This is a genomic window from Rossellomorea aquimaris, from assembly GCF_008180865.1.
Taxonomy (GTDB): Bacteria; Bacillota; Bacilli; order Bacillales; family Bacillaceae_B; genus Rossellomorea; species Rossellomorea yichunensis.
This window is the reverse complement of record NZ_VTEX01000003.1, coordinates 316,467-338,956: the sequence shown is the minus strand read 5'-3', so window position 1 is coordinate 338,956 and position 22,490 is coordinate 316,467. Positions and strand designations below refer to the sequence as shown.

Here is a 22,490-nt window from a genome sequence, read left to right as displayed (position 1 = left end):
AGTGTTCTCGCAAGAGCTTTTTTATTTTTTTGTTGTGTTAGTCGGTTTGCTGGTGGTGTTAACAGGGGTGTGCCTGTACTTGTTGATAAAGAAGATAATAGACAATAAGAATCGGGCGCATATTGAGCAGTATAAAGAAGAATATCAGCTAGCCCTCTTCCAATTTCTACATGAAGGTGTCAAGAGTGAATGTTTGAATGATCGTTCCCCCTTGAAGATCAGGGCATTAGTGGAATTGCTGGCCGGCTTTTCAAAAATGTTTGCCTCTGATGACATTCAAGAACGATTACAAGGGTTTGCAGAAGAACGCTTTCAAACGTTTATCCTTTCTCAGCTTAGACACAGCAGATGGAGTATCAGGATGAATGCCCTCTATTGGATACAGGATTTTAAGATGAAGAGTATGAAAGAACCGTTGACGGAGCTTCACGCTTCAAAAAATGTAAGCAAGGCAGAAGAAATCCAACTTTTGAAGATAGCTGCGCTGTTTGAGGAGGAAAATCTGGTTTCAAGATTAATAGAACCGAAGCATGAACTGACGGAGTTTGAATACAGTCTTTTGCTTCACACGTTAAGGAAAGAGCAGTTCGGGCCATTGGTTCATGTTTTTGAAGAACTTCCTGAGGTGATGAGGTTTGCCCTTATCGATTCGATCGGGGCAAGGAACAGAATGGAGCACGTACCTTTCCTTCAAAGACTATTGGAAGACGGCTCCACAGAACTAAAGGTCCGCGCTTTGAAGGCAGTGGTAGGCATGGAGTTTTATCTTGATGTTGAGAGACTATCAGTTCACCTGCGTGCAGATTCATGGCAGGAGCGGCTGATGGCCATTAAGGCGTGTGAGTACATCCGTTCGAAGCAATTGACTCCTTACTTAACGGAGCTTATGAGTGACCCGTCCTTTTACGTTCGTTCTCAAGCGGCTCAATCACTTTTGCGTCTGGAAAACGGAGAAGGTGTGTTAAGGGAAATAGCTGTTCATGCAGAAGATGAATATGCCAGGGATATGGCAGAACAGTGGTTGGAAAGGGGGAGGGTTTCATGAGTGTAACAGCAGAGTGGGGAAGTATCCTGATGTCTGTTGGATGGTTTGTTCTAATTTATATGATTCTTGTCATCTCTTTTTATACGATTCTCCTCGTAATTTCCCTTTTTCAATTAAGGAAAACCTATGGACTGGATGATTGGGAGCCGTACGAAGAGCTCTTACACCTCCATCAAACGAAGCCGGTTTCCATACTGGTCCCTGCTTACAATGAATCAGTCGGCATTATGGCCACAGTGAGGTCATTGCTCAGTATTGAATACCCTGAATACGAAATCATTATCATAAACGATGGTTCAACGGATGATTCCATGGGAAAACTCGTGGAGTCCTTTCAATTGGTGAAGATCAAATGGGTGATTCGGGAGCAGCTGGATACACAGCCGGTTAAGGGTGTTTACCAATCCAGACTGTACAAGAATCTATTGGTGATCGATAAGGAAAACGGGGGCAAGGCGGATGCTTTGAATGCCGGAATCAATGTATCAAATTATCCTTATTTCTGTTCAATAGATGGAGACTCGGTTCTGGAGCGGACGGCCTTCCTGAAAGTGATGAAACCGATCGTCGAGTCCGACGGTGAGGTCATTGCATCCGGGGGAAGTATCCGAATCGCCAACGGATGCGAAATAGAAAGCGGGGAAATTGTGAAGGTTGGTCTGTCCAGGTCGCCTCTTGTGGTCATGCAGGTAATAGAGTACTTAAGGGCATTTCTTATGGGAAGAATCGGCTTAAGCCGGCACAACCTTCTTCTGATCGTATCAGGTGCTTTCGGGGTGTTCTCGAAACGCTGGGTCGTGGACGCGGGAGGGTACTCCCACACAGTAGGGGAAGATATGGAACTCGTCGTCAGGCTCCACCGGTATGTGAAGGAACAGAAAGCAGATAAAAGAATCGTGTATGTACCTGATCCTGTTAGCTGGACGGAAGCACCGGAATCTCTGAAATACTTACGCCGTCAACGAAGCAGGTGGCATCGAGGATTGTTTGAAAGCCTTTGGATTCATCGGCGCCTTCTATTCAACCCCAAGTACGGTTCGATCGGGATGGTTTCCATGCCATATTTTTTGATCATAGAATTTTTTGGCCCGGTTGTAGAATTGATGGGGTATGTGATTATGATTCTATCCCTATTTCTTGGCGGGGTTTATCTGGAATTTGCCATTCTATTATTCTTCCTCTCTATCCTGTATGGATCGATCCTCTCCATGGCAGCCGTACTCTTGGAAGAATGGTCCGTCAGAAAGTATCCGAAAGCATCCGACATCGGGAGGCTTTTCGCCTATTCGTTAACCGAGACATTATGGTACCGACCGTTAACCGTTTTATGGCGTTGTGAAGGAATTCTCGACGTGATCCGCAAAAAAAGGGGCTGGGGAGAAATGGCCAGAAAAGGAGTGTCAAAATGACGAAGCTGAAATCCTATTCGTTTCTCTTGTTCATCATTAGCATTGTCCTCATTGTTTCTGCTCCTTTTTGGCTATGGCAAATAAAGAAAGAGCAGAACCTGGATTTGCTCATCATCGATAAAACGGTACCCGATACTACTTACCGGGAACATAAAGGGCTAATGTGGCTTTTGAATCAACAGAAATATGTTCAGTCAGACGGGAATTCGTATGATCTTCAAAAGGACTATATTGGATTCGTACCGAAAGACAATCAAACCTATGACATTAAAAATATACCCTCCTCCTATGAAAAATACGATGCAGTTTACATAGCAGACACGTATGGAGTGTATGAAGAGGAATTCCATCATAAGAATGTATCGGGGCAGCGCTCCTCAAAGCTATATGGAGGCTTGACCGACAATGATATGGACGCATTAAAAGACATGGCGATGAACGACGGGAAAACGTTGATTGCCGAGTTCAATTCCATGGCACAGCCTACCACTGAAGAAACGAGGAAGAAATTCTATTCCCTGTTCAACCTGGAGTGGTCGGGCTGGATCGGAAGATATTTTTCCGAGTTGGAAAATAGTGAAGTACCCCAATGGGTCCGGGACAATTATGAAAATCAATATGATGAGTCGTATCATATCACAGGTCCGGGATACGTGCTCGTGGACGAAAATGATCAACTGGTCATTTTAGATAAGGAAGACATCAGGAAAAAAGGTGTGGTCTTTTCAACGACCGAACGAGGTGAAGACTTCATTGGGGAAGAAATCAATGTCCCATATTCGTACTGGTTTGACATCGTAGAAGCGATCGATCCTGATGAGGTGATGGCGAACTACACATTGTCTTTATCCAAAAGCGGGGAAGACATCCTTAAAGCATTGAATCTTCCCGTAACGTTCCCTGCCGTCATTCATGGTGAGAACCGGCAATACGACACCTACTATTTCAGTGGGGATTATGCGGATCAGGCTGATGTGCCCAATCTCTATCAAACCGTCGGATTTTCAACATGGAGAAAATGGACGGAATCATCCAGTCCGGATAACATGTCTCAATTTTACTGGAAGGCATACAGTCTGATGATGAAGGAGATTCTTGAGAGAATTCAAAATAGGAAGGACAATAATGTGCCCGAAACCATTCCTGTCACCTCGGAAAATGGTCTGAAGCTTGCAGGAAAAGTTGGATCCGACTACATTCAAGTCAATCAGGATGGAAAATGGGAAGACCTCCTCCTCAAGGGGGTCAATATGGGAATCGCAAAGCCTGGTTCATTCCCGGGCGAAACAGCGATTTCGAAAGAGGAATACTTGAGATGGTTCAAACAGATCGGCGCCATGAATGCCAACTCGCTCCGGATTTACACCATTCATCCGCCTGCCTTTTATGAAGCCTTTTATGAGTACAATCAAATGGCGGAAAAACCACTGTACTTATTTCATGGAGTATGGGTAAATGAAGAAATCTTCCTGAAGTCAGAGGATGCTTTCGCAAAGGAAAACACCGTTGAATTTTCGGAAGAAATCAAGAAAACCATCGATCTTGTTCATGGAAACGCAGAGATTCCAGAGCGGAAAGGACATGCTTCCGGTTCTTACACATACGATATATCTCCATACGTCCTTGGGTGGATATTCGGAGTGGAGTGGGACCCGGAAGTTGTGTCAGCTACAAATGAAAAACATAAAGGTCTCCAGGACTTCGAGGGAGAATTCATTGAAACAGAAGGTGCCCAGCCTTTTGAAATATGGCTGACAGCAAGAATGAATGAAGGAATCGCTTATGAAACCGATACGTATCAATGGCAAAGGCCCGTAAGCTTTACCAATTGGGTCACTACCGATTTGTTGGATCATCCAAGCGAACCCTTAGAGAAAGAAGATATGGTTTCCGTGAATCCGAACGTCATGAAAGGAACCGGTCGATTACACACCGGCCTGTTCGCTTCCTATCACATATATCCTTACTATCCGGATTTCTTAAATTATGAACCCAAGTATATCAATTATATCGATCATCGCGGGCAAAAGAACAACTATGCCGGCTACTTGAATGATATGAAGAAAGCCCACTCCATGCCGTTAGTAGTAGCAGAATTCGGTGTACCGGGATCCCGCGGACTCACTCACCGGAACGTCTATGGGATGGACCAGGGCCATCATTCAGAGAAAGAACAGGGTGATATCGACCGCCAGTTATTCGAGGATATCGTAGAAGAGAAAATGGCAGGTGGAATGGTGTTCGCATGGCAGGATGAGTGGTTCAAACGGACTTGGAATACGATGGACTATGACAATCCTGACAGACGACCTTTCTGGCAGAATGCCCAAACCAATGAGCAGCAGTTCGGAATGCTGAGCTTTGATCCCGGGATTGACAAGACCTCGATGATTCACGTGGACGGGAGACCTGATGATTGGACCTTTAACAGGATAGAGCCTGCTTTTGACAAGGATGGGCACAGCATGTATGTAACAAGCGACGAGCGTTATGTATATGTTCGGGTTGATTCCGATATCATTTCCGAGGATAAAGAAACCTATCTTCTATTCGATACAATCAAGGGGCAGGGGCAATCGACTATCTTGGAGGAAAGCGGTGTCACCACATCAGGTGTTGACTTTGTCCTTCAGATTCAAGGTAAGAAGGAAGCCCGCCTGTGGGTTGACAGCTATTATGATACATTCAACTATCACTACGGTCATGATCTTAATATGATTGATGAGGAAGCTTATGCGAAGCAGAAAAACAATGGTTTCTATCATCCGATTCGATTGACATTGAACAAATCGTTGGACGTCCAAGGGAAAAACATCCCTTTCCAATCCTATGAAACAGGAACCCTTCAGATCGGAACATCCAATCCCGGTGACCCGGAATATAACTCGTTAACCGATATCAGTGTCAACTCATCGGGTAACCGCTACGAAATCCGAATACCATGGCAGCTGTTAAACATGAAGGATCCCAGCCTTAAAGAAGCGATGGGAGACATTTGGTCGGATGAAGGATTGGATAGTACAACGACCATAGAATCCATTCATATCGGGTTATATGAAAAGGATGGAGAAAAAATCTTCTCCTTTCCGAAGCAAACGAAAGACGGGATGATCGATTCCAAGCAATTTTATCCTTACTCCTGGAACCCTTGGGATCAACCCTCCTCACATGAACGGTTGAAACAGTCCTACTATGAAATGAAAGAAGCTTTTGAAAAAGAAGGAGAATAAAAATGGCGAGAATATTAATTGCTGAAGATGAAGAAGTGCTTCGGATGTTGATGGTGGATACACTGGAAGATGAAGGCCATGAGTTGCATGAAGCCGCCGATGGTCAAGTAGCCATTAATCAAATCATGGAGAATGACTACGACCTCATTCTTCTCGACTACATGATGCCTCTTTTCACAGGACTGGAAGTAATCGGGAAAGTAAGAAATATACCTGAAAAGAGTGATGTGAAAATCATGATGGTGTCGGCTAAGAGTCAGCAATCAGATAAGGATCTTGTATTGAAGTCAGGAGCAGATTACTTCATTGCAAAGCCGTACAGTCCACTCGAACTGGTTCAGCGGATTGAGGGAATATTGAATGAAGAGAATTAAAGAATTATTTCAAACGAGCTTACGTAATCAATTCATTGGATTGATGAGCGGCTTTATCATCATCTTTTTCATTGGGGCGGCCTGTTTGTTCCTATATGATCAATCCATAACAACTGGGTACCAAGTTCAGAGGGATCAGTTAAATAAAAAAGAAGACGTGGCTGAACAATTGGATAGAGACTTTCAAAAGGCTTTCTTTGATGCGAGGGGATACCTCGCATTTGGAAGACAAGAGTTTAAAGAAAGTATCTTTGATCAAGGTAAAAAAGTGGATGACACGTTGAAAAAGTTAAAAGGATTAGAAACAGAACCTGAAGATCAACGCTTCCTTATAGATGTTGAGGAATTCTCTACTCTGTATTTTAAGGAAATGGTGCCCAGTGTCATTAGCGATTTCGAAAAGGGGAATAGCGAGGCTGTGAAAGATGCATCGGCTGATGGTGCAACAGCTACAATTGAAACCTTTCAAACACAGCTCAATAGGTATGCTGACTCCATTGAACAAAGTAAGCGGAATGCCTATGACGAATTGAAACGTAAAGAGTCCTTAAGTCAAACAGCCTTTGTGATCTTTATTTTTCTCATGCTCCTTGTTCTTATGAGAATGATGAGAATGATTGCAAAACAAATCGGTCAGCCTCTGAACCAGGTGGCTTCAGCCGCTGAACAAATTGCTGAAAATGAAGTCTATCAGCAATGGTCTTTTGAAAACAAACGTAAAGATGAAATCGGTAAGATGTCCAGGGCATTCGAAAAGATGATTTACAAAATTCAGGAAAAGGAAGAGCATCTCCTTTCCCAAAATGAAGAGTTGATCGCTCAGCAGGATGAGTTGGAATCCCAGCAATCAGAACTTGAACATTTGCTTAATATGACGAAAAGCCGTGAGTCTCAGCTGGAGCGCAGAAATGAATTCATTCATGGGATATCAAGTTCCCTGAATAAACAAGAGGTTTTAGAGAGCATTGTCAAAAGCATGAGTCATGTGATGGGGGCTTCCCGGGGTATGATCGTTCTGATGGATGATCAGAAGTCCAATGCGACGTTTGGTATATCCGAAAGTGGTGCGAGTCAGTTCTTGATGTATATCGACAATGGAATTCATCAAAGATTGTTTGATTCCAGAGAGCCCTTCTCACTCAAACGGGAGATGAGTCCATTGGAAAAAGGATATCATGAAGAAACTCTTTATTCGTATGATTTATTCTTACCTATCCTTTCTGTGGACCAACAGGTGGAAGCTATCATGGTATTCAGTAGATTTGGAGATGATTTTAATAAGCAGGAATTAGAGGAATATTCGAGCTTAGGGAAGCAAATCTCCATCTCTTTGCAAAAGATATACCTTTTCGAAGAATCCGAAACGAATCGTCAACTAACACAGGATATCCTCAACAATATACAGGAGGGGATACAGCTCATTGATAGGGATGGCAACAACTTATTAATGAATACGAAATTATCGGCATTAATTCAAGGGAAGATTGACGAACTTCAACAAGCAAACTATCAAACCTGGAAGCAAGCATTGGTTGATCGGGTCGAAGATAAAGAGAAACTGGATGAGTACTATGAAACGATTGTGACGGAGGGGAAGACAGGTAAGCATCTCCTTACCTATCACCTGGTGGATAGTAAAGAAGTTTTCCAGGTTTATTCTGAAACACTCTATCGTGGAGACGAACAGATAGGGACAATCTTTGTACACAGGAATATCACGAAAGAATTCGAAGTCGATCAAATGAAATCAGAGTTTGTGAGCACGGTCAGCCATGAGCTTCGCACCCCTCTTTCAAGTGTGCTTGGTTTTACGGAACTGATGCTGACAAAAGAACTGAAACCGGAAAGAACGAAGAAATATTTAACGACGATCTATCAAGAAGCAAAGCGATTGACGTCTCTCATCAATGATTTCCTGGACGTCCAGCGAATGGAGTCCGGACGTCAAACCTTTGAGAAGAAATATGAAGATGTTGTTCCCGTCATGCAACATGTGATTGATACCCAGAAGGTAAACGCACCTCACCATTCCTTTAATATCGCTAGGGACACAGACTGTACGATCGTTCTTGGCGATAAAGACAAATTATCTCAGGCATTCACTAATCTGATCAGCAATGCCATCAAGTATTCCCCGGAAGGAGGTACCATCACCATCCATTTCCGTGAAGGAGAGGAATGCTTTCTCATCGATATCCGGGATGAAGGGCTCGGCATACCTCAGGATGCCATTCCAAACCTCTTCACTAAATTCTATCGGGTCGATAATTCTGACCAAAGAAGAATTGGAGGTACCGGCTTGGGCTTGACCATCGTGAAGGAGATCATCGAAACCCATGATGGGGACATCACTGTTTCATCAGAAGAAGGGAGAGGGAGCGTGTTCACCATACGTCTCCCAATCGTGACCATTGAAATCTTCAAAGAGGATGAGAATTGCGGTGATGGAATGAATATCATCGTCATTGAAGACGATATCAATCTGGCATCCCTCTTGAAAGCTGAGTTGTCCGACAGTGGTTTCAAGGTGCAGCACACGCCGTCAGGAGCTGAAGCCCTAACAAAAATGCAGGAGGAGAAACCAGATGCCATCGTCCTTGATATTATGCTTGAAGGAAGCATGTCCGGGTGGGATGTATTAGAAAAGATGAAAGCGGATGAAGAGCTTTCCCAAGTCCCGATCATCGTATCCTCCGCGTTAGATGAGAAAGAAAAAGGACTCACACTTGGAGCCAATGATTATTTGGTGAAACCGTATCATCCCAGCAGGCTATCCAAAACAATCCTGCATCTCTTATTGAAAAAAGGGATGAACGGTGAGATCCTGATTCCGGTTTGTGAGAAAAAAGCTGAAAAAGAATAAAGGAGAGAGGCTTTCGTTGACGGAAGTCTCTTTTTTTTGAGGAGTTATAAAGATATAAGGTGTAGGTTCGCAGGTGGCAAGAGTATTATTCTATTCCCAATTGAATAATAAAAAGCCCCTCCCGGAATTCCGGGAGGGGCTTTCAGTCAGTTTACTTATTATTCATATCGTTACGAGTGATGATGCGATCGATCAATCCATATTCAAGCGCTCTTTCAGCTGTCATGAAGTTATCACGATCTGTATCTTTTGAAATCACATCAAGTGGTTGACCAGTACGATCAGCCAGGATCTGATTCAGTTTTTCACGAAGGAATAAAATACGCTTCGCTGCGATTTCAATTTCTGTAGCTTGACCTTGAGCTCCACCAAGTGGTTGGTGAATCATCACTTCAGCGTTCGGAAGGGCCAAACGCTTGCCTTTTGCACCTGCTGCAAGAAGGAACGCACCCATTGAAGCAGCCATACCGATACAAATTGTTTGTACATCAGGCTTGATGTATTGGATCGTATCGTAGATTGCCATACCCGCCGTGATACTTCCGCCAGGAGAGTTTATGTAGATCGAAATATCCTTCTCCGGGTTTTCAGATTCAAGGAAAAGAAGTTGTGCTACAATGGAGTTTGCCACATTGTCATCAATGCCGCTTCCAAGCATGATTACACGGTCTTTCAATAAACGTGAATAAATGTCATACGCACGTTCACCGCGGTTTGTTTGTTCAATTACTGTAGGAATTAAATTCATCCTCGTTCCTCCTTAGAAATCCTTTTTATTTTTCTGAATTACTTATTCACTTTGTACTGTAATCATACACCCATGGTCAATAAAGGTCAAACTAAACGCTTCCTTTATTCCCCTGTATATAAATCCTTTCTACATGATACCCATTCATTCCTTTTTTAAACGGGAGAGTGTTTGTAAAGTTTATGGTTGCAGTAGAAGTTTATTTCCTTTAAAAATAAGTGGAGCCACCTTTTGATAAGTTACGGCGTGAAAACAAAGACCGTTCCTTTCCGCTGCAGGCAATTGCTTTCCGCGGGGAGGAAGTCGAGCCCCCTCGGGCGCTGCCCTGTGGGGTCTCGACTTTTCCTCTATTACCCGCAGGAGTCAATTGCCTTCCGCTTCAATCCACTCTGTGATTCTATTTTATGAATGACTAATTATAAGGGTAGACAAACAGAAAAACAGATTCTAATGCAAATCAAACTATTTACAAAGGAACTCCAATCAACTTTCACATCTTTAAGAAACAACCATTTATGAGGTTAGGGCTTAAAGAATAAAAATATTGCAAACAAGTATTTTCTAGCTTATAATATATATTCGTGACGGTTATTCATTTCATGCCCTCGTGGTGCAACGGATAGCACGTAAGATTCCGGTTCTTGAGATGGGGGTTCGATTCCCTCCGAGGGCGTACCAGTAATACTGATATGAAGGTGTTTCTACAAGTTTTTAATTTGTGGAGGCATCTTTTTTCGTTTCTGAGATTAAGGGTGTTTTAATTCTATATATTGTATAATTATATAATATATCTATTTTGAGGAAGTGCCGGATCAGTTTTGTGTTTTATACATAGGAAAATTACAAAAAGGTAAAAAAGATTTATGTGTTGAGATTTATTGGTTTTGCAAGAAGGTGTTTCGCCCTGCACCAGAATAGTTAGAGTATAGAAAAGAAGAATAATCTAAAACCGGGATGGTGGCTTGGAATGAAAGATTTTGTAGCTTTTGATTTTGAAACGGCTAATCGTGCAAGACACAGTATATGCTCAGTCGGAATGGTATTTGTAGAAAATGGAGAAATTGTTGATTCAATTTATCAATTAATCGATCCAGAAGAGAAATTTGATCATTTTAATATTAGAATACATGGAATTAAACCTCAAGATGTTAAAGGTGCGATGACGTTCGATGCTTTCTATCATTCTATCAAGGGAAAAATAGAGAATAAGTTGATGATTGCTCATAATCTTTCCTTCGATGGATACGCTTTGAGGGATAATTTAGCTCGTTATGAAATGGAGCCCGTATACAACCAATTTCTCTGCACATATCAAATGTCCAGAAAAATGGTGAAAGGTCTTCCTGCCTATCAGCTATCATCTATATGTACTTATTTTGGAATCGAATTAGATAATCACCATCATGCTGCAGATGATGCTAAAGCATGCGCTCAATTAATGCTAAAGCTAGCAGAAGAGTACAAGATTACGGACTTTGATTCTCTCTACAATAAGACTCGAATTAAACCGGGAGAAATATCCGAAGGCATCTATCGCTCTTCATTAGTAAGTAAATCTGCTAAATAACACAACTTGGGGCGCATTTTTTATAGCTTCTACCGAATATATTAAAAGTATAATGTTGAGATGGGTGGAGAATACCCACACCCTGCCAGTTGATTGTAGCGGAAGGTGCTCGACTCCTGCGGGAAACGCGTGGAAGTTGAGACCCCGCAGGGCTTTAGCCCGAGGAGGCTCAACCCACGCCCCGCGGAAAGCGAGCACCTGCAGCGGAAATCATCCACCACACGCTATGTGGAATTTATTGAAAAATATCATATACATAATACTACCAACGAATTCCCATTAACGAACCACCAATTTTATTGTAGAATAGATAAATGGGAGGTTAAGAATCATGAATTTGAAAGCAGGACTTTTTCAAAATCAACAATTAAAACTTCAAATGACGCAGCAGCTTTCTCAAGCCATCACCATCCTCCAATATTCTACGATGGAACTGAATGCTTATCTAGAAGCTAAGCAATTAGAGAATCCCCTTATACAATTAGAACCGCCTAAGCAAGACCCCCTTCATCAACGAGAACCTCATACATTTACAAGAAATGCCGGCAATCACGAAAACGCGGTGGATTGGTATGAATATGTATCCGTGCCAAAGAGATCCCTTGCGGATGCATTATCTGTTCAATTAAATTTGAAATCGCTTACTTCTTCAGGGAGAAAGATACTGGATGAATTAATATTTAGCTTGGATGATAACGGTTATTTGAGAATAGACGACGAATCCTTCGTTCAAAAACATGGTCTGGAAATGTCTCAACTGGAAAACTATATTAGTAGGCTTCAGGAATTAGAACCGGCTGGAATAGGAGCCAGATCCCTGAAGGAGTGCATAGTCCTTCAGCTGCAGCGAAAAGCCAATGTTCCCCCACTGGTTACGATGATTGTAGATAACCATTTTCAAGCTTTTGCAGAAAAGAAGTGGAAGGCGATCGCCAAGGATCTTGAGGTAGAGCTAAAAGACATCCAGCTGGCAGCGGATTTCATCCAGCAGTGCAATCCGAGACCCGGATCAAAGTATTCTCAGCATATCGCTGAATACATTATTCCAGAGCTTGTCGTGAAGGTGATCGATGGTCATACCGTGGCCGTATCGTTGTATGACGGTACGACTATAAACGTCACATATAATGAAGAGTACACTGATTTTCTAAAGCATCACCCGGATAAGGAAGTCCAGTCCTATCTTCAGGAAAAGGAGCAGGATTTCCACTGGCTACTGCAAAGCTTACGCCAGCGAAAACAAACCATCCTGAAAGTGGGTAAGATGCTTGCAGAAAAGCAGAAAGCATTCTTCTTAAAAGGACCATCAGCAATCCAGCCATTGACCTTGAGACAGGTGGCAGAAGAAATCGATGTTCATGAATCGACCATCAGCCGTGCTGTGAAGGGTAAGTATATGCAAACGCCATATGGGATTTTTGAATTGAAGTACTTTTTTACCTCGGCGATCAAATCGGTCAAGCTCGATGATTCAGAAGCAGCTTCAGCCACATCGGTAAAAAATGAGTTACAAAGGCTTATTGATGAGGAAGACAAGAAAAAGCCTCTATCTGATCAGAAAATAGTGAACCTATTATTGGATAAAGGGTATGATGTCTCTAGAAGAACGATAGCGAAATACCGCGATCAATTAGGGATTGCTTCTTCCACGATGAGGAAGAGGTATGAATAGAGGGTGTACCAGGTACATTCCAACCATCTTGTACCTGGTACAAACCCAATTCTTAACCATTAAAAAAGCGAGGCTCCAACATGAAACAAGTCCTATTCTATACACGAAACCAATGCGGACTATGCCAAGACGCAAAAATTACATTAAAGTTACTTGAGGATGAACTTGGATTCGAAATAAAAGAAATCGACATTGATGAAAGTGACGATTTGACAGAACGTTTCGGTTTGATGATTCCAGTCGTGGAGATGGAAGGTGAAATCCTTCAATATGGGCAAATTGATTATTTTACGCTAAGCAAGCGTTTACATGAAAAAACCCGATAGTTTCTAGTTGAATTACGATTCATACCCTGATAAAATGAATTTTGAAAGCAGGGATGAATTTTTTTTGGAGGTAGTGGGACATAATATGTCTAGGTGGGACTTTTATAGTCCATCACATCCACGCACTTCATTTGAAGGAGCTTTTATCTATGGAATCTTTAATTGACATACAAAAGCGATTATTACCTGACCTGCTTGAAGTTATGCAAAAAAGGCATCAAATTCTTCGTTCCATCCGGTTCATGCAGCCTGTCGGACGCAGAAGTCTTGCTCAGAACATGGGCCTGACCGAACGTGTACTGAGAAGCGAAGTGGAGTTCCTGAATAACCAAGATCTCATTGATATCAAAACCTCTGGAATGATCATGACGGAGGATGGCATTCAGCTTTTGGAAAGCCTTGAAAGTATGATGAGAGAAGTTTCAGGAATCAACGTAATGGAGCAGGAATTAAAATCTTTACTTAATCTTCATGAAATTGTAATCGTTCCTGGGAATAGTGATGAGTCTCCTTGGGTAAAAGAAGAATTAGGGCGTGCATCAGCTTCTAGTATGAAACATCGCCTGAAAGGAAATACTATCATCGCTGTGACTGGAGGCTCGACGATGGCCGCTGTAGCAGAGGTGCTTACACCGGATTTCTCTGACTCTACCTTGTTTGTTCCTGCTCGGGGTGGAATTGGAGAAGACGTTAAAAACCAGGCTAACACCATATGTGCCAAGATGGCTGAGCATACGAGAACGCGACATCGAGTTTTATATGTGCCGGATCAGGTTAGTAAAGAAGTATACAAGTCCTTCTTGAAAGAACCGATGATCAAAGAAGTTTTGAATTTGATCAAATCGGCTAACATGGTTCTCCATGGGATTGGAGATGCTATCACAATGGCTGAAAGACGAAAGACCACTGATGAAGACTTTGAGAAGATCACAGATGGTCATGCTGTCGGGGAGGCATTTGGGTATTATTTTAACGAAGCGGGTGAAGTGGTACATAAGGTGCCAACGATCGGCCTGCAATTAGAAGATTTAAGTCACATCGAAAGCGTCATCGCCGTCGCAGGCGGCAACTCGAAAGCGAAAGCGATTCGGGCGTATATGAAGAGTGCTCCACCGAAAACCGTGCTCATCACGGATGAGGGAGCCGCAAGAGAGCTTTTAAAAGGGTAAGCCCTTTTGAAATATAAAAAAATCATCCTTAACTATCTAAAGGAGGAAATTATTCATGGCAACAAAAATTGGTATTAACGGATTTGGACGTATCGGACGTAATGTATTCCGTGCAGCACTTAAAAATAACGACGTAGAGGTAGTAGCGGTTAATGACTTAACTGATGCAAACATGCTTGCTCACCTTTTACAATATGATACAGTTCACGGAACTCTTCAAGAGAAAGTAACTGTTGACGGTGACTACCTTGTAGTCGGCGGTAAAAAAGTAAAGGTACTCGCTGAGCGCGATCCTGCTCAACTTGGTTGGGGAGATCTTGGTGTAGATATCGTTGTTGAATCTACTGGACGTTTCACAAAGCGTGCTGACGCTGCGAAACACATCGAAGCTGGTGCGAAGAAAGTTATCATCTCTGCTCCTGCATCTGATGAAGATATCACAGTGGTTATGGGTGTTAACGAAGACAAGTATGACGCGGCTAGCCATGATGTTATCTCTAACGCATCTTGTACAACAAACTGCTTAGCGCCATTCGCTAAAGTTCTTAACGATAAATTCGGAATCAAGCGTGGAATGATGACAACTATCCACTCTTACACAAACGACCAACAAATCTTAGACTTACCACATAAAGATTACCGTCGTGCACGTGCAGCTGCTGAGAACATGATTCCAACAACTACAGGTGCTGCGAAAGCTGTATCTCTTGTTCTTCCTGAGCTTAAAGGGAAACTGAATGGTGGAGCGGTTCGTGTTCCGACTCCAAATGTTTCTCTAGTAGACTTAGTTGCTGAACTTGATAAAAACGTAACAGCTGAAGATGTGAATGCTGCACTTAAAGAAGCGGCTGAAGGCGATCTTAAAGGAATCCTTGCGTACAGTGAAGAGCCTTTAGTATCAACTGATTACAACGGCAGCCCGGCGTCTTCTACAATCGACGCACTATCTACAATGGTTCTGGAAGACAACATGGTAAAAGTTATCTCTTGGTATGACAACGAGAGCGGATACTCTAACCGTGTAGTTGACCTTGCAGGTTATATCGCTTCAAAAGGACTTTAATCGATAAAGTTTTGTAAATTGACATCATTAGCATGGTGATTGATGGATAAATTTTGTCCCACCATCTATAATGAAGATGTGATGAAGGGGAGCGGGGAAGATTCCCCTCTCCCTTTTCTTATTGCTATTTCTATTTTTTTGAAAAAGATGTAGAAATTGAAAACTAAAGGAGGCCTTTTACGATGAACAAAAAGTCGATTAAAGATGTCGATGTAAGAGGAAAACGCGTATTTTGCCGTGTAGACTTCAACGTACCGATGTCTGAAGGCAAGATTACAGATGAAACTCGTATTCAAGCTGCTCTTCCTACCATTAAGTACTTAGTGGATGGCGGGGCGAAAGTCATTCTGGCTAGTCACTTAGGTCGTCCTAAAGGTGAAGCAGTGGAAGAACTGCGCTTAACGCCGGTTGCTGAAAGACTTTCCGAACTTCTTGGGAAAAATGTAGCAAAAGCCGATGAAGCTTATGGTGAAGCTGTTCAATCCAAGATCAGCGACATGGCTGAAGGCGACGTTCTTGTACTGGAAAACGTCCGCTTCTACCCGGGAGAAACAAAGAATGATCCTGAACTTGCAAAAGAATTTGCAGCTCTTGCTGATCTTTATGTAAACGATGCATTTGGTGCTGCTCACCGTGCTCATGCTTCTACAGAAGGAATTGCCAAGCACCTTCCAGCTGTGGCAGGCATTCTAATGGAGAAAGAGCTGGACGTATTAGGAAAAGCTCTATCTAACCCTGAACGCCCATTTACAGCGATCGTTGGTGGAGCAAAAGTTAAAGATAAAATCGGTGTCATTGACAACCTATTAGATAAAGTGGACAACCTGATCATCGGCGGTGGACTTGCTTACACATTTGTGAAAGCCCAAGGCCATGAGGTAGGGAAATCCCTTCTTGAAGAAGACAAGATTGATTTAGCGAAGCAATTCATGAAAAAAGCAGAAGAAAAAGGCGTCAAATTCCTTATGCCTGTTGATGTAGTCGTTGCTGATGACTTCTCAAATGATGCAAATACGAAGGAAGTGGATATCGATTCGATTCCTTCTGATTGGGAAGCACTTGATATCGGGCCTAAGACTAGAGCATTATTCCAGGATACGATCAAAAGCTCTAAGCTTGTAATCTGGAACGGACCGATGGGTGTATTCGAATTAGAAACATTTGCAAATGGAACGAAAGCCGTAGCGGAGGCGTTAGCCGATGCAACAGATACATATTCTGTTATCGGTGGCGGTGACTCTGCAGCAGCCGTTGAGAAATTCGGCTATGCTGATAAGATGAGTCATATTTCTACAGGTGGTGGAGCTTCACTAGAGTTCATGGAAGGAAAAGAACTTCCTGGAGTAGTGGCTCTTAACGATAAATAATCGCTTTTCAAAGACCAACAATTTTTGGAACCGATTATAAAACAGAAAGGATGAGTACAATGCGTAAACCGATCATTGCAGGTAACTGGAAGATGAACAAAACGTTATCGGAAGCAAAATCTTTTACTGAAGAAGTACAAGGATTAGTTCCTGATCAAGAGGTTGTCGATTCTGTCATTTGTTCTCCAGCTCTATTTTTAGAAAGCTTAGTGAACATTTCAAAAGAATACAAGGTGGAAATTGGTGCTCAAAATATGCACTTTGAAGAAAGCGGAGCATTCACAGGAGAAGTCAGTCCTGTAGCGCTTTCTGATTTAGGCGTAAAGTATGTCATCCTTGGACACTCAGAGCGTCGTGAAATGTTCAATGAAACAGACGAGTCAGTGAACAAAAAGACTCTTGCTGCTTTCAAACACGGCTTAACTCCAATCGTTTGTGTAGGGGAGACGCTTGAGCAACGCGAAAACAATGAAACAAAAGAACTTGTTGGTAACCAAGTGAAAAAAGCACTTGCCGGCCTATCAGCAGATCAAGTGAAACATACCGTCATTGCTTATGAACCTATCTGGGCAATCGGAACAGGTAAATCTTCTACAGCTGAAGATGCGAACGAAGTATGTGCTCATATCCGTCAAGTGGTTGCAGGAGAATTTTCTCAAGAAGCAGCAGACGCAGTGAGAATTCAATACGGTGGTAGTGTGAAACCTAACAACATTAAAGAATACATGGCCCAATCGGATATCGATGGTGCCCTTGTCGGTGGAGCAAGCCTTGAACCACAAAGCTTCTTGCAGCTTTTAGAAGGGGCAAGTACACATGAGTAAGTCACCAGTAGCGTTAATCATCTTAGATGGTTTTGCTTGCCGTAACACAAAAGAAGGAAACGCTGTAGCACAAGCGAACAAGCCGAACTTTGATCGTTTGTGGAATCAGTACCCTCATAATCAACTAACTGCAAGTGGCGAAGCGGTAGGACTTCCTGAAGGACAAATGGGGAACTCCGAAGTGGGTCACTTAAATATTGGTGCCGGACGTATCGTGTACCAAAGCTTAACACGTGTGAATTTAGCGATTCGTGAAGGTGAATTCGAAACGAATGCCACTTTCCTGGATGCGATCAATCACGCGAAAGCAAAAGGAACGAATCTTCATATCTTTGGACTACTTTCGGATGGTGGTGTGCACAGCCATATCGAGCATCTTTATGCCCTTCTTGGTTTAGCGGCTAAAGAAGGAATGAAAGATGTCTATGTCCATGCCTTCCTTGACGGCCGAGACGTCGGCCCTCAAACGGCGAAGAAGTATATTGAAGATGCAGAAGCGAAAATGAAAGAAATCGGCGTTGGCCAATTTGCGACGATTTCTGGTCGTTACTATTCCATGGACCGTGACAAGCGCTGGGAACGTGTGGAGAAATCCTACCGTGCCATGGTTTACGGTGAAGGCCCAAGCTATCATGATCCGATGGAACTTGTGAACGATTCATACGAAAATGGAATCTACGATGAATTCGTCATTCCATCTGTGATGACGAAAGAAAACGGAGAGCCCGTTGCAACGATTAAAGACGATGATGCTGTAATCTTTTACAACTTCCGTCCTGACCGAGCGATCCAGATTTCGAATACATTTGCGAATGCAGACTTCCGCTCATTTGAGCGCGGAGAGAAGCATCCGAAGAACCTTCACTTTGTCTGCTTAACACGATTCAGTGAAACAGTTGATGGATTTGTTGCATTCAAACCGACAAATCTTGATAATACACTTGGTGAAGTCCTTTCACAAAACGGACTGAAGCAATTACGTATCGCCGAGACGGAAAAGTATCCTCATGTCACGTTCTTTATGAGCGGTGGTCGTGAAGATGAATTCCCGGGGGAAAAACGAATATTAATCGACTCCCCTAAAGTGGCAACGTATGACCTGAAGCCTGAAATGAGCGCGTATGAAGTGACGGACGCCTTACTTGAAGAAATTCGTGAAGACCGTCAGGATGCAATTATCCTGAACTTCGCAAACCCGGATATGGTCGGACACTCAGGGATGCTTGAGCCGACGATCAAAGCCGTGGAAACAGTGGATGAGTGTCTAGGGAAAATCATTGACCTCATCACTGAAAAAGGTGGAACAGCCATCATCACAGCAGACCACGGGAATGCAGATGAAGTTCTGACTGAAGAAGGCAGGCCTATGACGGCACACACTACGAACCCGGTCCCTGTCATCGTAACGAAAGAAGGAATCGAGCTTCGTGAAGGTGGAAAGTTAGGAGACCTTGCTCCAACTATGCTAGATTTATTAAATGTCAATCAACCAGCTGAAATGACTGGGAAATCATTAATTAAAAAATAAGGAGAGATTCTAAATGCCATTTATTACAGACGTATATGCTCGTGAAGTATTGGATTCACGCGGTAACCCAACAATCGAAGTAGAAGTTTACACACAATCAGGTGCTTTCGGACGCGCGCTAGTTCCATCTGGAGCTTCAACAGGTGAATACGAAGCAGTTGAACTTCGTGACGGTGAAAAAGGCCGCTACCTTGGTAAAGGGGTACAAAAAGCAGTTGATAACGTAAACAACGAAATCGCTGAAGAACTGATCGGTTATGACATCACTGAGCAAGTAGCAATCGACCAGGCGATGATCGCTCTTGACGGTACAGAAAACAAAGGCAAACTAGGTGCGAATGCAATCCTAGGTGTATCTATGGCTGTAGCTCGTGCAGCTGCTGACTTCTTCGGAGTGGAATTATACCAATACCTTGGTGGATTCAACGCGAAGCAGCTTCCAGTACCAATGATGAACATCGTTAACGGTGGAGAGCACGCTGACAATAACGTAGACATCCAGGAATTCATGATCATGCCTGTAGGAGCTTCTACATTTAAAGAAGGTCTGCGCATGGGTACAGAGATCTTCCACAGCCTGAAATCAGTCCTTAAAGGAAAAGGCTACAATACTGCAGTAGGTGACGAAGGTGGATTCGCTCCAAACCTTAAGTCAAACGAAGAAGCACTTTCTACAATTATCGAAGCAATCGAAAAAGCTGGTTACAAGCCAGGGGAAGAAGTTCTTCTTGCTATGGACGTTGCAGCTTCTGAAATCTACAACAAAGAAGACGGTAAATACCATCTTTCAGGTGAAGGGGTTGTTCGTTCATCTGCAGAAATGGTTGATTGGTATGAAGAAATGTGTAACAAGTATCCAATCGTTTCAATCGAAGACGGTCTTGACGAAAACGACTGGGATGGATTCAAACTTCTAACTGAGCGTATCGGTAAGAAAGTTCAGCTAGTTGGGGATGACTTATTCGTTACAAACACAACTAAGCTTTCTCAAGGTATCGAGCAGGGTATCGGTAACTCGATCCTGATCAAAGTGAACCAAATTGGTACACTGACTGAAACATTCGACGCAATCGAAATGGCGAAGCGCGCTGGTTACACAGCAGTCATCTCTCACCGTTCTGGTGAAACAGAAGACAGCACAATCGCTGACATCGCAGTAGCAACAAACGCTGGTCAAATCAAAACAGGTGCTCCATCACGTACAGACCGCGTAGCGAAATACAACCAACTTCTTCGCATCGAAGATCAATTAGCTCACACAGCTCAATATCTTGGAGCGAAAACATTCTATAACGTAAATCGCTAATACAAGCAATTTGAAAAGCAGTCCCGTCTTTGGATGGGGCTGCTTTTTTTGACATGAATTCGTATGATGATCTCAGGTTGAAGGAGGGGTCTGATGAAAATAGAGCTGTTTTTTTGAAAATCCGGCCGATTAACATATAATCCCAAAAACGAAACGCACATCGAATCTCAATCCACACCGATGCACACTCTAATTCCCATAACCAACTCTTTCCACAATTCAAACAATATTACCTTGTCCACTGCATAATCCCTATGGTAAACTAGTAGTAATGTTATGTTCGTATCAGGAGGTGGGACTCATGCACACTTTATTAGTCACTTTACTTATTATTGTATCAATCGCACTTATCGCCATTGTATTACTACAGTCAGGTAAAAGTGCTGGACTTTCAGGGGCCATCTCTGGTGGTGCAGAACAACTTTTCGGAAAACAAAAAGCTCGTGGTATTGACTTAGTACTTCACAGAATTACAATCGTATTATCGGTACTATTCTTCGTACTAACCATTGCCATCGTAGCTATCTAATACGTACAAAAAACCTGATCATTAAGGTCAGGTTTTTTTATTTAAACATGATTAATTCTTAAAGATTATTTTTTAATTTATGAACTTATGATCTGCTTAGGCTCTGTCAATAAGGGCTTGCTTGTTGGTGTGGGGTGTGCGTGACAGAGCTAAAAGTGTCGAAAAACAATCCAATTAGAAATATACTTCATATTACACAAGGCAATTTTAGCAAAGAAGAGACAACAAACACTCGAAAGAATTAGTGTATCTACTATAATTTGAAATGTACTTATACATACGATGGAAAAAAGCTTTTTTTGAAAAATGATGACATATTTATTAGTTTATAATTTCATGCTTAGAAAATTGATTGGAGCGGAAATCAACCAGTACTCACTCTTTCGACGGGAATCTTACAAAAGAGCTTTGAAACAAAAACTAAACTGTTTTTTTAAGCGAAATATTGGATTGTCTGACCAATGTTTGCTAAAAATAGAGAAGAAGAGTGAGCTAAACGATCGTTTAAGAGAAATAAGCTTGTGATATCAAGCTTTCTCACAACTAATCAAACGTTTGTTTAACAAAAATCAATTGAAAATCCCATTACATAAAGAAATCATTTAAACAAACGTTTAACAGGTTGAGGCCCTACAACTCAAGGTTCCAATCAACTAATCAAACGTTTGTTTAAAATCAGATAAAAGGAGTCACTAGCTATGAAAACCGTATTACCAAAACCATTCACCTTTGAAGCAGGTCCCCGTGCCGTTTTATTACTTCACGGATTCACTGGGAATTCCGCTGACGTCCGGATGCTGGGCCGTTACTTAGAAAAGAAAGGCTATTCATCCCATGCCCCTCACTATAAGGGACATGGTGTACCACCAGAAGAATTGGTTCATACAGGACCTGAAGATTGGTGGCAGGATGTCATGGACGGATATGAGCTTTTAAAGAGTAAGGGGTATGAAGAGATTGCGGTTGCCGGCCTTTCACTTGGAGGGGTATTTTCTCTTAAATTAGGTTACACTGTACCTGTAAAGGGTATTGTCCCTATGTGTGCGCCGATGTATATAAAAAGTGAAGAAGTCATGTATAAAGGGGTCGTGGATTACGCCCGTGAATTTAAGAAATTTGAAGGAAAACCTGAAGAACAAATTGAAAAAGAAATAGAAGAGTTTAAGAAAACGCCGATGAATACATTGAAGGCCCTGCAGGAATTGATTGCAGACGTGCGTGAAAATGTGGATATGATCTATTCACCGACGTTTGTGGTACAGGCAAGGCATGACCATATGATCAATACGGATTCTGCGAATATCATCTATGATAACGTTGAATCCGATGACAAAGACATTAAGTGGTACGAAGAGTCCGGTCATGTGATTACATTAGATAAAGAAAAAGAACAGCTTCATGAAGACGTCTACGGTTTCTTAGAGAAATTGGACTGGACGGTTTGATGAATTCGATGATCAGGAGGGATTG

Annotated in this window: 17 protein-coding genes and 1 tRNA gene; 17 read left to right on the top strand and 1 reads right to left on the bottom strand. The window is 42.4% G+C overall.

Going from position 1 to position 22,490, the window contains the following annotated elements:
* Nucleotide 1: 1 nt before the first annotated feature.
* From FZC88_RS14300 to FZC88_RS14280, 5 genes are read left to right on the top strand one after another with little or no spacing between them, the layout of a single operon-like run.
* Nucleotides 2-1,045 (top strand): HEAT repeat domain-containing protein, encoded by a 1,044-nt coding sequence (locus FZC88_RS14300; protein WP_148995364.1) that lies wholly within the window; start codon nt 2-4, stop codon nt 1,043-1,045.
* Nucleotides 1,042-2,454, top strand: a complete 1,413-nt coding sequence (locus FZC88_RS14295; protein WP_187443634.1) for a glycosyltransferase family 2 protein — start codon at nt 1,042-1,044, stop codon at nt 2,452-2,454. Before FZC88_RS14300 ends, FZC88_RS14295 begins: the two co-directional genes overlap by 4 nt.
* Nucleotides 2,451-5,684: a hypothetical protein gene (locus FZC88_RS14290; protein ID WP_148995363.1), complete on the top strand. Its 3,234-nt coding sequence runs from the start codon at nt 2,451-2,453 to the stop codon at nt 5,682-5,684. The genes FZC88_RS14295 and FZC88_RS14290 overlap by 4 nt, the downstream gene beginning before the upstream one ends.
* A 2-nt stretch (nt 5,685-5,686) precedes the next feature.
* On the top strand, nt 5,687-6,058 hold the full coding sequence (locus FZC88_RS14285; protein WP_148995362.1) for a response regulator transcription factor: 372 nt from the start codon (nt 5,687-5,689) through the stop codon (nt 6,056-6,058).
* A complete protein-coding gene (locus FZC88_RS14280) occupies nt 6,045-8,921 on the top strand; it encodes an ATP-binding protein (RefSeq protein ID WP_148995361.1) in 2,877 nt (958 codons plus the stop codon). The genes FZC88_RS14285 and FZC88_RS14280 overlap by 14 nt, the downstream gene beginning before the upstream one ends.
* Nucleotides 8,922-9,072: 151 nt before the next feature.
* Here the strand turns inward: FZC88_RS14280 and clpP are convergent, their stop codons facing one another.
* A complete protein-coding gene (gene clpP / locus FZC88_RS14275; protein WP_113969137.1) occupies nt 9,073-9,669 on the bottom strand; it encodes an ATP-dependent Clp endopeptidase proteolytic subunit ClpP in 597 nt (198 codons plus the stop codon).
* Nucleotides 9,670-10,270: 601 nt separating this feature from the next.
* Between clpP and FZC88_RS14270 the strand changes: the two genes are divergently transcribed.
* From FZC88_RS14270 to FZC88_RS14215, 12 genes are all read left to right on the top strand, one after another.
* Nucleotides 10,271-10,342: transfer RNA gene (locus FZC88_RS14270), tRNA-Arg, on the top strand.
* A 294-nt stretch (nt 10,343-10,636) separates the two neighbouring features.
* Nucleotides 10,637-11,236: a 3'-5' exonuclease gene (locus FZC88_RS14265; protein WP_148995360.1), complete on the top strand. Its 600-nt coding sequence runs from the start codon at nt 10,637-10,639 to the stop codon at nt 11,234-11,236.
* A gap of 331 nt (nt 11,237-11,567) precedes the next feature.
* Nucleotides 11,568-12,908: an RNA polymerase factor sigma-54 gene (gene rpoN, locus FZC88_RS14260; RefSeq protein WP_148995359.1), complete on the top strand. Its 1,341-nt coding sequence runs from the start codon at nt 11,568-11,570 to the stop codon at nt 12,906-12,908.
* Between the two features lie 80 nt (nt 12,909-12,988).
* Complete coding sequence (locus FZC88_RS14255) at nt 12,989-13,234, top strand: glutaredoxin family protein (protein ID WP_148995358.1); 246 nt, start codon at nt 12,989-12,991, stop codon at nt 13,232-13,234.
* Nucleotides 13,235-13,383: 149 nt separating this feature from the next.
* Nucleotides 13,384-14,403 carry a sugar-binding transcriptional regulator gene (locus tag FZC88_RS14250; protein WP_148995357.1) on the top strand — a complete coding sequence of 340 codons (1,020 nt, stop codon included), beginning with the start codon at nt 13,384-13,386 and terminating at the stop codon, nt 14,401-14,403.
* A gap of 55 nt (nt 14,404-14,458) precedes the next feature.
* Nucleotides 14,459-15,466: a type I glyceraldehyde-3-phosphate dehydrogenase gene (gene gap, locus FZC88_RS14245; RefSeq protein ID WP_044338275.1), complete on the top strand. Its 1,008-nt coding sequence runs from the start codon at nt 14,459-14,461 to the stop codon at nt 15,464-15,466.
* 182 nt (nt 15,467-15,648) lie between these two features.
* Nucleotides 15,649-16,833 carry a phosphoglycerate kinase gene (locus tag FZC88_RS14240; protein WP_148995356.1) on the top strand — a complete coding sequence of 395 codons (1,185 nt, stop codon included), beginning with the start codon at nt 15,649-15,651 and terminating at the stop codon, nt 16,831-16,833.
* 59 nt (nt 16,834-16,892) lie between these two features.
* Nucleotides 16,893-17,657 carry a triose-phosphate isomerase gene (gene tpiA / locus FZC88_RS14235; protein WP_148995355.1) on the top strand — a complete coding sequence of 255 codons (765 nt, stop codon included), beginning with the start codon at nt 16,893-16,895 and terminating at the stop codon, nt 17,655-17,657.
* Nucleotides 17,650-19,185, top strand: a complete 1,536-nt coding sequence (gene gpmI, locus FZC88_RS14230) for a 2,3-bisphosphoglycerate-independent phosphoglycerate mutase (RefSeq protein ID WP_148995354.1) — start codon at nt 17,650-17,652, stop codon at nt 19,183-19,185. Before tpiA ends, gpmI begins: the two co-directional genes overlap by 8 nt.
* 13 nt (nt 19,186-19,198) lie before the next feature.
* Entirely contained in the window at nt 19,199-20,491 is a 1,293-nt protein-coding gene (eno, locus tag FZC88_RS14225; RefSeq protein WP_044338271.1) for a phosphopyruvate hydratase, read from the top strand.
* Nucleotides 20,492-20,792: 301 nt separating this feature from the next.
* Complete coding sequence (gene secG / locus FZC88_RS14220; protein WP_148995353.1) at nt 20,793-21,020, top strand: preprotein translocase subunit SecG; 228 nt, start codon at nt 20,793-20,795, stop codon at nt 21,018-21,020.
* Between the two features lie 698 nt (nt 21,021-21,718).
* Nucleotides 21,719-22,465, top strand: a complete 747-nt coding sequence (locus FZC88_RS14215; RefSeq protein WP_148995352.1) for an alpha/beta hydrolase — start codon at nt 21,719-21,721, stop codon at nt 22,463-22,465.
* The last annotated feature ends 25 nt before the right edge of the window (nt 22,466-22,490 follow it).